We start from the raw sequence: 13,114 nt of genomic DNA on the forward strand, positions 1-13,114 counted from the left end.
CTCCAGAAAGGTGGGACAGAACCCAAGGACGAAAACAGGTGCACGGGCAGCAAAGCCTCCCCGACACCCAAGCAATTTACAGACCAGCACGATCCCCAGAATGGGGCACGAAATACTGTAACAAAAGAATCACATCAGATGCGCACATCAGGCAAGCTTTCCTGCACGGCGCAGGTCGTCCATCGTGGCGTCGAGGCAGAGGTGGATCAGCGCCATGAGCTCATCCACCTGCGCCCGGGTCATGACCAGCGGCGGCGCGATGATCATGCGGTCACCCACGGCGCGCATGATCAGCCCGTTGTTGAAACAATGGTTGCGGCAGATCATGCCCACCCCCATGCTCTCGTCAAACGCGGTCATGGTGGCTTTCTTTTTCACCAGCGTGATGCCGCCGACAAACCCGCAAGTCTCGGCTGCGCCCACCAGCGGGTGCGCGCTGAGCGCTTCAAAGCACTTCGCCAGGTAAGGCCCGGTGTCGTTCTTCACGCGGTCGACCAAGCCTTCGCGCTCCATCAGCTCGATGTTCGCCAGCGCCACCGCACACGCCACCGGGTGCCCTGAATAGGTATAGCCGTGGTTGAACTCACCGCCCTTCTCTATCAGCACCTTGGCCACGCGGTCGCCCACCATCACGCCACCCAGAGGGATGTATCCGCTGGTCACGCCTTTGGCGAAGGTCACCAGATCGGGCTTGTAGCCAAATTTTTCGTAGGCAAACCAATGGCCCAGTCGGCCAAAAGCGCAGATCACCTCATCGGAAATCAGCAAAATGCCGTACTTGTCGACAATGCGCTGGATCTCAGGCCAGTAGGTCTCGGGGGGGATGATCACGCCACCGGCACCCTGCACCGGTTCGCCGATAAAAGCGGCCACGCGGTCTGGGCCAACTTCCAGAATTTTCTCTTCCAGCCACCGCGCCGCGCGCAGACCAAAGTCGGCCGCGCTTTCGCCCGGCTTGCCCTCTTCAGCGAAGTGGGGCTGCTCGATGTGCTGGATGTCGGGGATGGGCAAATCGCCCTGCGCGTGCATGCCGCTCATGCCGCCCAGGGAAGCGCCCGCCATGGTCGAGCCGTGGTAGCCATTCAACCGGCCGATGATGACCTTGCGCTGGGGTTGCTCCAACAGATCCCAATAGCGGCGCACCATGCGCACGTTGGTGTCGTTGCTCTCCGAGCCGCTGCTGGAATAGAACACATGCTTGAAGCTGCGACCGCCCACTTCCGGGGCCAGCGACGCCAGCTTGGCCGCCAACTTCACCGCCGGCACATTGGTGGTGTTGAAGAAATTGTTGTAGAACGGCAGCGTCATCATCTGCTGATACGCCGCGTCGGCCAACTCCTTGCGCGCATACCCCGCGTTCACACACCACAGGCCACTCATCGCATCCAGCATCTTGTTGCCTTCGGAATCGAAGACATATATGTTGTCCGCTTTCACGATCACCTTGGCCCCCTGCGCAGCCAGATCCGCGTGGTCGGTGAACGGGTGGATGAAGTGCGCACTGTCCAAAGCCTGCACCGCGGCGGTGTCGTGCTTCTGATCGCGCTGGACCAAAGCGGGAGGAGAAATAAGGGTGGATGTGTTCATACAGACTCTCCGAACAGGGGGCGCTCTAGCCGAGAACGCCGCGGAACCGGCTTTGCCAGGCCGCCAGCGTTGCCCCCTGGGGGGTGACGCGCCGCAGGCGCGGCGCAGGGGGGATCAATTAAACATGCAACAACAAGTGCTCACGCTCCCAGGGCGAGATCACTTTCATGAACTCGTCGTATTCCAGTTCCTTGATCTCGGAATAGATGGTCACGAACTCCTTGCCCAGAATCTCATGCAGCTCGGGCTCGCGCTTGAGCCAGTCGAGTGCTTCGCCCAGGCTGCGTGGCAACGAGTAAGGCGCCAGATAAGCATCGCCTTTCATCTCGGGCTTGGGCTTGAGCTTGTTCTTCATGCCCAGGTAGCCACAAGCCAAGGTCATGGCCATGGCGATGTAGGGGTTGGCGTCGGCACCGATCACGCGGTTTTCCACGCGGCGCGCCTGGGCCGAAGCGACCGGCGAGCGGATGCCCACGGTGCGGTTGTCCTTGCCCCATTCGATGTTGATGGGTGCTGCCGAGTTGCGCGAAAGGCGGCGGTAGCTGTTCACATAAGGCGCCACCAGCACCATGGCCGAAGGGATGTAGCGCTGCAAGCCGCCAATGTAGTGGAAGAAAGCATCTGACTCCGTGCCATCTTCCATGCTGAAGATGTTCTTGCCGGTTTTCTTGTCGACAATGCTTTGGTGGATGTGCATCGCGCTGCCAGGCTCACCCGCGATGGGCTTGGCCATGAAAGTGGCATACATGTCGTGGCGCATGGCTGCTTCACGCACCGTGCGCTTGAAGAAAAACACCTCGTCAGCCAAGCCCAGCGGGTGGGCGTGGAAGAAGTTGATTTCCATCTGGCCCGCGCCCACTTCGTGGATCAGCGTGTCCACATTGAGCTCCATCAGCTCACAGTAAGCGTAGATGTCTTCGAACAACGGATCGAACTCGTTCACAGCATCGATCGAATAGGCCTGGCGCGAAGTCTCAGCGCGGCCACTGCGGCCAATAGGCGATTTGAGCGGCACGTTCGGATCGGTGTTGCGCGCGGTCAGGTAAAACTCCAGCTCAGGCGCCACCACCGGGTCCCAGCCTTCGGCTTCATACAGATCGCACACATGGCGCAACACGCTGCGGGGCGCAAACGGCACCAGCTTGCCTTCGTGGTCAAAGCAGTCATGGATCACCTGCGCCGTGGGGTCGGTTGCCCAGGGCACCAAGCGCGCCGATTCGGGCACGGGGCGCAGCTGCATGTCTTTGTCGGTCGGATCGACCACGTCGTAATACGGGCCACTCACGGGAAACTCCCCCGTCACACCCATGCACACAATGCCTTGGGGCAAGCGCATGCCACGGTCTTCGGTGAACTTCTCGCGGGGCAGGATCTTGCCGCGCGCCACACCGGTCAAGTCTGGTACCAGGCACTCGATCTCGGTGACCCGTCGCTCATTGAGCCAGGTCTCCAGATCGTTAAAGCTCATTTTTTTGGGTGGCGTCGTCATAGGCAATTCCTTCGCTGAGTTGTGATTGTGTGGGTCGGAAAAAACGGGAGATCGCAGGGAAATCGGGCCGCGTCAGACGCGTGCGAGATCGGCCGGGGCGGCCGTCAAGCGCTCTCTGCGGCGTGCTCGGCAAGCCTCGCCAAACGCCTCAAAGATCGCGGTGTAGAACGGATACTCCCAGCAGCGCCATTCTGGATGAAACTGGACCGCAAAGGCAAAGGCCGTGGCCCCTTTCACCGCAAAAGCTTCCACCACGCCGTCGGGCGCATGGGCCATGGCCTCCAGCCCCGGCGCCAGGCGGTTGATGCCCTGGCCGTGGAGGGAGTTGACGCGCACCTCGCTGGCGCCGTCAGCCCAGTCTGCCAACACACTGCCCGGTACGGGCAAGATGGCATGGCTGGGCGCGTATTGTTCTTCAATGGGGGCCCCTTTAGGCTCCCGGTGGTCCATCAGGCCGGACACCTCCTGCACACGCTGGTGCAAGGAGCCGCCCATGGAAACATTGATTTCCTGGAACCCGCGGCAAACGCCCAACAGCGGCACACCCTGCTGTAGGCAGGCCTTGACCAGCGCAAACGTCAGCTCATCGCGCACCGCATCCAGCGGCAAACTGGGATCGGCCACGTCTTCGTTGTAGTGGGAAGGGTGCACATTGGAGGGTGAACCCGTCAGCATCACCCCGTCCACCAGCGACAACAAGCTGTCAATGGACGCGACATCCGCAAGCGGAAACATCACCGGTTGCGCCTGGGCACCGACCTTGACCGCACGGGCGTACTTGTCGCCCAGCATCAGAAAAGGCATTTGATGCCCGTGGTCGCCCAACAGGCGGTGGTCTGCAGGGAGCCAGACCATGCAGGACGGTTGTGTGTTCATCGAATCTCCAGTCTTGTGGGGACCCTCTGCTGAACACCCGTCCGAAAAAGACAGGCCCTCAGCAGAGGATGCCTTGATTGTGGTAGCTCAATTGGATCACAATCAGAGCCAGTTGGCTCCAGCGTATGGTGCCAATTCGGAGCGTCTCCTGCGCCGCTTCGCGTCGTCCCCCAGAAGGTGGGGGCCCACTGGTGGCCCGGCAGAGCCGGTTCCTCAGTGGGCTGGATCAGGCAACCCAAAGACTCTACCGAACCCATGCTGTCTGAATTCCTGCTCGCTGAAATGACCCGCCTGGCCACCCAGGACGCCTTGCCCCTGCACCGCCAGCTCTACGAGGGTTTGCGACGCGCCATCCTCGAGGGCAAACTGCCCGCCGGCGAGCGCCTGCCGTCCAGCCGCGACCTGGCCCAGGATCTCAACCTCTCGCGCAACACGGTTGTGGCCGCCATCAACCAGCTCAGCGTGGAAGGCTACCTGATCAGCCGGGTGGGCAGCGGCACCTTTGTCAACGACAACGTGCCGCGCGTCAACCCCGGCCAAGCCCTGCAGGCCCACCGTCGCGGCCTCAGCCCGGCGCCCGCAGGCCAGCTCTCGGAGCGCGGCAAAGCCTTGTCTACCTCCTTTTGCGCCACCGAGCTCGAGGTGCAGCCGTTCACCCCCGGCATCGCCGATTTCAGCGCCTTTCCCCTGCCGCTGTGGCAGCGCCTGCAAAACAAACACTGGCGCATGACTTACCCGGACATGCTGGACTACAACAACTCCGGTGGCTACGCGCCGCTGCGCCGCGCCATCGCCGATTACTTGCGCGTCTTTCGCAGCGTGCAGCTCGATGCCGATCAGGTCATCGTCACCACCGGCACCCAACAATCGCTGGAACTGTGTGCCCGCATGCTGGCCGATCCCGGCGACACCGTGTGGGTGGAAGACCCGGCCTACTGGGGCGCGGTGAAAGCCTTCATGGCCACCGGGCTGTCAATCGAACCCGTTCGGGTCGACGAAGAAGGCATTCAGCCCGACGCAGCCAACCCGGCAAAACCACCGCGGATGATCTACGTCACGCCGTCTCACCAATACCCCACGGGCGCCGTGATGTCGCTGCCCAGGCGCCAGCAGCTGCTGCTCGCTGCGCGCAAGCACAACGCCTGGATTCTGGAGGACGACTACGACAGTGAATACCGCTTCAGCGGCCCGCCCATTTCCTGCCTGGAAGGGCTCGATACCGACGACCGCGTGCTCTACATGGGCACGTTCTCGAAGGTGCTTTATCCCGGCATCAAACTGGGCTATCTGGTGGTGCCCAAGCCTTTGGCCCCGGCCTTCAAACAAGCCCACTACGACCTCAACCGCCCGGGGCAGATGCCCTTGCAGGCCGCGTTGGCCGAGTTCATCGAAATGGGTCACTTCAGCAGTGCATTGCGCCGCGCGCGCCAGAGCTATGCCGAGCGCCGCGAGTGCCTGCTGGAGGCCTTGCAACCCTGTCTGAACACCGGCACACCCAACAGCGCGCACATCAGCGGAGCCGAGCAAGGTCTGCACCTGTGTCTGCACCTGCCCGCCGCCGTCGATGACGGTCTGCTGGCCCAGCAGATCGGCCAGCAAGGCATGAGCGTGCGGCCGTTGTCAGGCTACTGCCTGCAACGCAAAGACCTGAGCGGACTCATCATCGGCTACGGCTATGCACCCCTCAAGGAGATAGGGCAATCCGGCCCCTTGCTTGCGCGTTGTATTCAACACCACATCCAGACCTTAACGCCCGCCCCTTCGTCATAATCGCCTGCATTGCTTAACGCCATCCAGGGGGAAAAAGATGAAGAAGGTTATTGGGCTCGTGTTGCTGGCTGCGCTGTACTACGCACACGGTTATTACGTTTTTGGCGAAAACCACCTCAACGCCTGGTTCGCCCGAAGCAATGAGGCCGTGATCAATGGCAAAGAAAATGCATGTGACGATTTCAGCCACGACGTGCAGTTCAACATCACCCAGAAAACATCAGAAGGCGACACCTTGATGGAGGGCGGTTACAGCAAACTGTGCGATTTGACCCGAAGTGCTGCGGAGGGTGCCATGGGTTTTGCGCAACTGAAATCGCCAGGCCCCTCGGGCGCCAACATGAACACGTACACCCGGGTTATCAGCACAGAGCTTTCGGAATTCCCATGGTTGCAGGCCACAGTCAAGGCTCACCAGACCACAAGGATCACCATGGGTAGAAATCCCCCGGTGATCGATGAAGGCGACTTCACGTTGCTGGTCGAGCGCACCTACCAGGGTCTCAAAATCAAGCGCCTGACCGGCACCAGCGAGATGCGGATCATCGAAGACGAAATTGCAGCGCCGGCCGAAGAAGCCCCTGAGGCAGCACCGAAGAAAAAATAGGCACCCAAATGGGATGGGGGTAAAACCAGTGGAGGAAACACTGGACTGGCCAGCGCATCCAACAACAACCGATCAGCCTCCTTTGCAAGCAAAGACTCGCTGCTCGATACCTGCCTGCAAGGGCATTGGTACCCGCGTGGTGACGCGCAGGCAAAGCGCAGATTCTGGTTTGGCGGCGGTTAAAACGAACACGGGGTCTACTTGAAGAAAGCCTTCGGCGGGGCCCAGAGCCCACACCCCGGAAGGCACAAACGGCCTCTGCGGCAAGCTGGCCCAAAGCGTGCTACCTTGAAGGCCATCGCGAGCCCCAGATGTGGCTGATTCCCAGACGCACCCGGCTCGTCCTTCAAGGACAGCACATGGCTACGCACCCCCACGATCAACACAACGCGGTCGCACAACAATCCAGCGAGCTGGCGAACGCTTCGGCCCAGGTGGTCGCCCACCGAGTGACCCGCATGCTCATGGCCGGCCCCCTGCCTTCAGCCCGAGACCGCAAGGAATTCAAACGCATGGTGGACGAAAAGCACCTGGCTTTTGGCGAATCGTGGCTGGCCATGATCGGGCACGCCACCACCGCTCAGGTGGCGCTGGGCACCACCGCCTGGCGCTCACTCTGTTACCCCTGGCTGGATGGCGGCGCCACGCCCGCAGCCATGGCTTCGCAAATGCAGCTGGCCGGCATCGGCATGATCCAGAAAGGCCTGGAGCCCATGCACCGCAAAGCGGTGGCCAATGCCAAGCGCCTGGCAAAAACACCGCTGCGTTGAAAACAAAAACCCCGCTGCGCACAGCCTGATGCACAGCGGGTTGGGGTTTGAATCTGACGCTCAGCGTCCGTACACCCAATCGGGCAAGCCCGTGGCAATCACCGGGAACACCACGACCAGGAACAAGGCCAGCACCTGAATGCCCAGGAACACCAGCGACGAACGGAAGATGGTGGCCATGCTGATTTCCGGCGGCGCAACGCCCCGGATATAGAACAGCGCATAACCAAACGGCGGTGAGAGAAAACTCATCTGCATGTTGATCAGGTAGAGCACGCCAAACCACAGCACCACGGAATCGGGTGAAGGGCCCGGCATCCCGAACAAGCCATCAAACGTAAGCGACTTGATGATGGGCACAAAGATCGGCACCGCCAGCAACAAGATGCCCACCCAGTCCAGGAACATGCCCAGAACCACCAGCAAGATCATCATCAGCAACAAGATGCCGTAAGGACTCAAGCCCGTGCTGAGGATGGTGTCGGTGATGAATGCCTGGCCACCTTGCAAGATGTAGAGGCCGACGAAGATGGATGCCCCGAAGATGATCCACAGCACCATTGCCGTGGCTTTCACCGTGTCGGTGCTGGCACCGATCAGCGCCTTGAGCGACAGCCGCTTGTGCAGCAAGGCCACGCCCATCGCACCGAAGCTGCCCAGACCTGCTGCCTCGACTGGCGTGGCGATGCCGGCGAACAAGAGGCCCAGCACCATGGCCACCAGCAGGATGGGCGCAATGAGCCTGCGCAGCAACACCAGCTTCTGACCCATGCTCAGGCGCTCTTCCAGCGGCACCGGCGGACCCAGCTTCGGATTGATCGTGGTCCGCACCACCACATACAGGACATAGAGACTCGACAGCAGCAGCCCAGGCAGCACACTGCCCAGGTACAGCTCACCCACCGACTGCTGCGCCACCACGGCGTACAGAATGGCCAGGATCGACGGCGGGATCAGCACGCCCAGGGTGCCACCGGCCATGATGGAGCCGATGGCGATCTCGGGGTCGTACTTGCGCTTGAGCATGGCCGGCAGAGCGATGATGCCCATGGTCACGATGGCGGCGCCCACCACGCCCACCATGGCTGCCAGGAGGGTTGAGGCCACGATGGTGGCCACCGCCAAGCCCCCGTGCAGGCCGCCCATCCACTGGTACACCGCGTCAAACAGCTCTTCAATCAGGCCTGCCCGCTCCAGCATGGTCGCCATGAAGATGAACAGCGGGATTGCCGCCAGATCGGGGTTGGTCATCATCGGGAAGATGCGGCTCGGGATGATGTTGAGCATCGCCGCATCCCCCAGCAGGTAGAGAAACACCACCCCCAGGCCACCGGCCACGAAGGCCAGTGGCAAGCCGGCCATCAGCAGCACGAACAGCGAGCCGAACATGATCCAGGTCAGGGTCGACATGGACACATTGGCCAGCACACCCTGCATGCGGAACAGAAAGTAGTCATCGCCCCAGGGATCGTAGAAGCCGATGTTGACGGCCTCGACCAGCACCACGGCCAGTATCAGCAGAGACAGTCCGTAGGTGATCAGGCGTGAGCGCGTGGCCGTGGCTTGCGCGCTCGATTTTTGTGCTGCTGTGCTCATGCCGACACCTCCAGCCTGAGTTGTTTTTCGTAGATGCGGATGTCCTTGATCAGGCGCGAGATACCCGCCAGCAGGATCAGGCAGGCGCCCACCAGCATCAACATCTTCACCGGCCAGTACTGCACTTGCCAGGTCTCCACCGAGCGCTCGTCCTGGGCCAGGCTGTCAAAGAAGAAGCGGTTGGCGGTGCTGATCATCGCGAAGATGAAGATGAAGAAGAACACCGAGGTAACCACCGACAGCGCTGCCTGCTTGCGCAACGACAGCTTGGTGTAGAGCACATCCACGCGCACATGCGAGCCGTGCAACAGACCATAGGCGCCGGCCATCATGTACTGCATGCCAAACAGCAGAAAGCTGGATTCGTGCACCCAGATGGTGGGCATGTTGAACAGGTAACGCGCGGTCACCTCGTAGGTGTAGGCGAACACCGCCATCACGCTCCAGAGCGCCACAAAAAGGCCGGAGCGGTCGCTGATCCAGTCCAGCAGTTTCTCAAACGGGCCGGCGTCGGGTTCATAGGGCACGGCAGGCACGATGCCCTGCTTCCATGCCACTGCAATCAGCGCCAGCGGTACGAGGGTCAACATCCCCCAGTACACCGTGTGCGGCAGCACAAAACCAATGCTCTCTAAGTTCATAAGAGTTCATCCAAAAAAATGAGCGGCCCACGCAGAGCCGCTCAAAGTTCAAACAATGGAAAGACGCTGGATCAGAGCTTCTGACCCTTGAGGTCGGCGTCGGTCACGTAACCCAGCACACCGTTCTTCATGTAGTCGAGCTGGAGCTTGAACACGCGCGTGGCGTCGGCGTCTTTCTTGGCCCAGTTGAACCAGACCGGGATGGCAGCCTTGCGGAAGGCGTCGACATCAGACTGACCCAGGCGCGAGACCGTGGTGCCGGCCGCAGCGAATTTCGCCATCGCGTCAACGTTGGCCTTCTGGATCGCCACATACTGCGTCAGCGAGTAGCCCTTGACCTGGTCTTCCACAAACGCCTGCATGTTGGCCGACAGGCGCTTCCAGGCGCCCATGTTCACCGTCAGGTCCATCAGGTCAACCGGCTGGTAGATGCTCATGGTGCCGGGTGGGCCCATCAGGATGTATTTGGTGACCTGGTGGAAGCCCAGGTCGTAATTCACGGCCGGACCCACAAAGTCGGCCGCGTCGATCGTGCCCTTCTCCAACGCCGGGAAAATGTCCGAGCCGGGCAGCGCCACGGTCGCCACACCAAACTGCTGGAACACCTCGGACACCATGCCTCCAGGCAGGCGAATCTTCTTGCCCTTCATCTCGGCCAAAGAGGTGATCGGCACCTTGGAGTGGATCACGTTGGCGTCGTGCTGGATCGGGCCCACGTACATCAGGCCTTGCTTGGCGTAGATCTCGCGGGCCATCTTCAGCATGCCCAGGCCGTAGAACATGGTGTCCCACTGAGAAGGCTGGTCTGGGCCAGAAGGGTAGCTGGAGAGGAACACCGAGGCCGGAATCTTGCCGGCCCAGTAGAGCGTCCAGGGGTTCATGCCCTGCAGAACGCCGGTCTTCACCGCCTCGAACAAGGCGTTGTTGTCGGCCGCCACAGACTTGGCCGCAAAGGGGGTGATGGTCAACTCACCACCGGATTTTTCCTTGAAGTCGTTGCACCACTGCTCAAAGAGTTTGTAGCCGGTGGTGCCAGCGTCCCAGGTCGATTGCACCTTCCAGGTTTGACCAGCGGCCGCCTGTGCATTGCTGACAAAAGGTGCGGCCAGCGCACCGATGGCACCGGCTTTGATGATGCCACGGCGTGATTGGATATCCATGTTTTGCTCCTCGGGTTGGGTTGGTTGAAAACCTGACTCCGAATCAGTGTGCGCTTGTATATATCAAGCGGGGTCAGTGCAAACCCTAGTGATTACCTGTATTAAAGTAAAAACCGAAGCCACATTCCGCTGTCTGGCGGATAACTGAACGCTTGTGCAAACCCACGAAACGACCCGTACTCGCCCACCAGCAAGTGCCGCTCAATACCGCCTCAACCCTGATGGCACGGCATCATTTCTGCCGTGCCATCAAACCCGCGGCCATCAGCCCAGCGCGTCTTTCATGCGGTGCCACAGCATGCCCAGCGCCAGGCTGGGCGTGCGCAGCAAGGCGCCGCCAGGAAACTCGCGGTGCTTCAGGCGCGTGAACACATCGAAGCGCCCGGCCTGACCGGCCACGGCTTCGGCCACCAGCCGGCCCGCCAAACCGGTGAGCGCCACGCCATGGCCACTGAAGCCCTGCAGGTAATACAGGTTGTCGCCAAGCCGCCCGAAGTCGGGCGCGCGGTTCATGCTGATGTCCACAAAACCGCCCCACACATAGTCCACCGGCGTGCCTTTGAGCTCGGGGAACACCTGACCCATGCGCTGCGCCATCACTTCCCTGAGGTTGGCCGGCGTGCGCGTGGTGTAGCTCACGCGCCCGCCAAAGAGCATGCGGCGCTCGGCACTGAAGCGGTAGTAATCGAGCACAAAGTTGTTGTCACACACGGCGGCGTTGTGTGCGATGAAGCGCTCGCTCAAACCCTGCTCGATGGGCGCCGTGCCGATGATGTAGGTGCCCACCGGCATGATGCGGGGCGCGATTTCGGGGGCCACCAGCGGCCCGTACTCCGGCAGCATGCAGTTGCCCGCGAGCACACCAAAGCGCGCCGTGACCACGCCCTGCGCCGTGATCGCGCGCAGCTTCTCGCCCCGTTGCAACGAAACGACCGCCGTGCTTTCAAAAATTCGCACCCCCGCCGCACGGGCTGCCTGCGCCAAACCCAGCGCGTACTTCAGTGGATGCAGGTGTCCGGATTGCTTTTCATGAAACGCGGCAACATAGCGCGGGCTTTTCACCAAGCGCTGCACCGCGTCATTGCCCTCGGCCCACTCGCAAGCCACCCCAAGCTTCTCGTGGTCGTCCGCCTCTTCGCGCAGGGCCTTGGCCTTGGCGCGGGTTTCAGCCACATAGGTGTAGCCGCGCACCCAGTCGCAAGCTATGCCATATTGCTGCACCCGCTGGTCCACCAGCTCCACCGCCTCGACCGACATATCCCAGGCGCGCCGCGCGTCATCCTTGCCGAGTTGTTCCTCAAAAGGCTCTTGCCCGCTGGCATAGCCCACGATGACCTGACCACCATTGCGCCCGCTGGCGCCTGACCCGATTCGGTCCGCTTCCAGCACCACCACCGAAAGCCCGCGCTGCGCCATTTCAAGCGCCGCACTGAGGCCCGCAAAGCCCGCGCCCACGATCACCACGTCGGCGTCTTCTGCGCCGGCCAGCGCAGGCGCTGCCGCCAAGCGCACGGCGGTTGCCTCGTAATAGCTTTTCTGATTGAGCTGGGTATCGGAATGAAGGAGTGAGGCGGCCATGTGCAGTGCTTTCAAATGATCGGTCAGGAAGTCAGGCGGCCCAAGCGTTCCGCGAATTGGCCCACCAAGCCCGTGAGCTTGCCACCCGCCTTGGCGGGCAATTGGCCTTCGCGCTTGGCGACCTGACCGCTGAGGTAGGTCCACACAAACGACGATGCGGCGTTGGTGGTGAGCTCGGCGTGGTCGTAGGCCGGTGCCACTTCCACACAGTCCATGCCAATGAAGTTCAGATCGGCCAGCTCTTCCAGAAACGTCATGACCTGCGAGCTGGTGAGGCCACCGGGCTCGGGCGTCCCGGTGCCGGGCGCGAAGGCCGGGTCCAGGCAATCAATGTCCAGCGTGAGGTACACCGGGCGGCGGCCCATGCGGTTTCGAATCGAATCAATCGCCGGCTTCAGGCCCCCGCCATCCAGCCCGCGCAGCGCCCGCGCCGTGAAGATCTCGCCGCCCTGATCGGCCACGTATTCCCGCGCCTCCCGCTCGCCGCTGGAACGGATGCCGATCTGCACCGTGTGTGCCGGGCTGATCAGCCCTTCTTTCAGTGCCTCATACGTCCAGGTGCCATGGCCGGAAGGCTCGCCGAAGTGGTCGGTCCAGGTGTCGCAATGGGCATCAAAGTGCAGGCAGGCCAGAGGCTCGCCCCCCCCATACGCCGCATGGGCCGCGCGCAGCAGCGAGAGCGTGATCGAATGGTCACCGCCAATGAACACGCAATGGTGTTTTGCCATCAAGGCCGCTGCCTGACGCTCGATGTGGCTGCGCACCTCGGCCAGCGGTGAGGCATTGGGCAGGCGCATGTCCAGCGCGTCGCCCAGATGCGCAGAGGGCGACACGTTGAACACCGGGTGGATGCCGTCGCAAAGCATCAGCGAAGCCGCGCGAATGCCCTGGGGCCCAAACCGCGCACCGGGCCGGTTGGTCACCACGCCGTCGTAGGGCACACCGCTCACCGCAAACGGCTGATCGGTCAGCGGCTCCACGGCAAGGAAACGGTTGGTGTTGTTGGCAAAAGCAAATTGACCCATGGCCATGGCGTGTAC

11 protein-coding genes are annotated in these 13,114 nt (G+C 61.7%); 3 read left to right on the forward strand and 8 right to left on the reverse strand.

All coding sequences use genetic code 11. The annotated features are described in order from the left end of the window. Nucleotides 1–147: 147 nt before the first annotated feature. The 3 genes from E5678_RS17060 to E5678_RS17070 all read right to left on the reverse strand — a co-directional run bounded on the left by E5678_RS17060 (nt 148) and on the right by E5678_RS17070 (nt 3,952). The gene (locus tag E5678_RS17060) at nt 148–1,587 is read right to left on the reverse strand and encodes an aspartate aminotransferase family protein (protein WP_136179634.1); all 1,440 of its coding nucleotides are present in this window, start codon (nt 1,585–1,587) and stop codon (nt 148–150) included. A gap of 118 nt (nt 1,588–1,705) precedes the next feature. Then, nucleotides 1,706–3,076 (reverse strand): glutamine synthetase family protein, encoded by a 1,371-nt coding sequence (locus tag E5678_RS17065; RefSeq protein WP_247596811.1) that lies wholly within the window; start codon nt 3,074–3,076, stop codon nt 1,706–1,708. Between the two features lie 72 nt (nt 3,077–3,148). Continuing rightward, a complete protein-coding gene (locus E5678_RS17070; protein ID WP_136179635.1) occupies nt 3,149–3,952 on the reverse strand; it encodes a gamma-glutamyl-gamma-aminobutyrate hydrolase family protein in 804 nt (267 codons plus the stop codon). A gap of 255 nt (nt 3,953–4,207) precedes the next feature. On the opposite strand from E5678_RS17070, the gene E5678_RS17075 reads away from it, so the two are divergent. The 3 genes from E5678_RS17075 to E5678_RS17085 all read left to right on the forward strand — a co-directional run bounded on the left by E5678_RS17075 (nt 4,208) and on the right by E5678_RS17085 (nt 7,099). Next, nucleotides 4,208–5,722, forward strand: a complete 1,515-nt coding sequence (locus tag E5678_RS17075) for a PLP-dependent aminotransferase family protein (RefSeq protein WP_136179636.1) — start codon at nt 4,208–4,210, stop codon at nt 5,720–5,722. Between the two features lie 37 nt (nt 5,723–5,759). Then, the gene (locus tag E5678_RS17080; RefSeq protein WP_136179637.1) at nt 5,760–6,329 is read left to right on the forward strand and encodes a hypothetical protein; all 570 of its coding nucleotides are present in this window, start codon (nt 5,760–5,762) and stop codon (nt 6,327–6,329) included. A 359-nt stretch (nt 6,330–6,688) separates the two neighbouring features. Continuing rightward, nucleotides 6,689–7,099 carry a polyhydroxyalkanoate granule-associated phasin gene (locus E5678_RS17085; protein ID WP_136179638.1) on the forward strand — a complete coding sequence of 137 codons (411 nt, stop codon included), beginning with the start codon at nt 6,689–6,691 and terminating at the stop codon, nt 7,097–7,099. 60 nt (nt 7,100–7,159) lie between these two features. On the opposite strand, the gene E5678_RS17090 is transcribed toward E5678_RS17085, so the two are convergent. From E5678_RS17090 to speB, 5 genes are all read right to left on the reverse strand, one after another. Then, nucleotides 7,160–8,695, reverse strand: a complete 1,536-nt coding sequence (locus tag E5678_RS17090; RefSeq protein WP_136179639.1) for a TRAP transporter large permease subunit — start codon at nt 8,693–8,695, stop codon at nt 7,160–7,162. Further along, the gene (locus E5678_RS17095; RefSeq protein ID WP_136179640.1) at nt 8,692–9,336 is read right to left on the reverse strand and encodes a TRAP transporter small permease subunit; all 645 of its coding nucleotides are present in this window, start codon (nt 9,334–9,336) and stop codon (nt 8,692–8,694) included. The genes E5678_RS17090 and E5678_RS17095 overlap by 4 nt, the downstream gene beginning before the upstream one ends. A 71-nt stretch (nt 9,337–9,407) precedes the next feature. Next, on the reverse strand, nt 9,408–10,496 hold the full coding sequence (dctP, locus tag E5678_RS17100; RefSeq protein WP_136179641.1) for a TRAP transporter substrate-binding protein DctP: 1,089 nt from the start codon (nt 10,494–10,496) through the stop codon (nt 9,408–9,410). A 264-nt stretch (nt 10,497–10,760) separates the two neighbouring features. Continuing rightward, the gene (locus E5678_RS17105; protein WP_136179642.1) at nt 10,761–12,074 is read right to left on the reverse strand and encodes an FAD-binding oxidoreductase; all 1,314 of its coding nucleotides are present in this window, start codon (nt 12,072–12,074) and stop codon (nt 10,761–10,763) included. A gap of 23 nt (nt 12,075–12,097) precedes the next feature. Continuing rightward, nucleotides 12,098–13,105 (reverse strand): agmatinase, encoded by a 1,008-nt coding sequence (speB, locus tag E5678_RS17110; protein ID WP_136179643.1) that lies wholly within the window; start codon nt 13,103–13,105, stop codon nt 12,098–12,100. Nucleotides 13,106–13,114: the final 9 nt, after the last annotated feature.

This window comes from Hydrogenophaga sp. PAMC20947, from assembly GCF_004795855.1.
In the GTDB taxonomy this organism is placed as follows: domain Bacteria; phylum Pseudomonadota; class Gammaproteobacteria; order Burkholderiales; family Burkholderiaceae_C; genus Hydrogenophaga.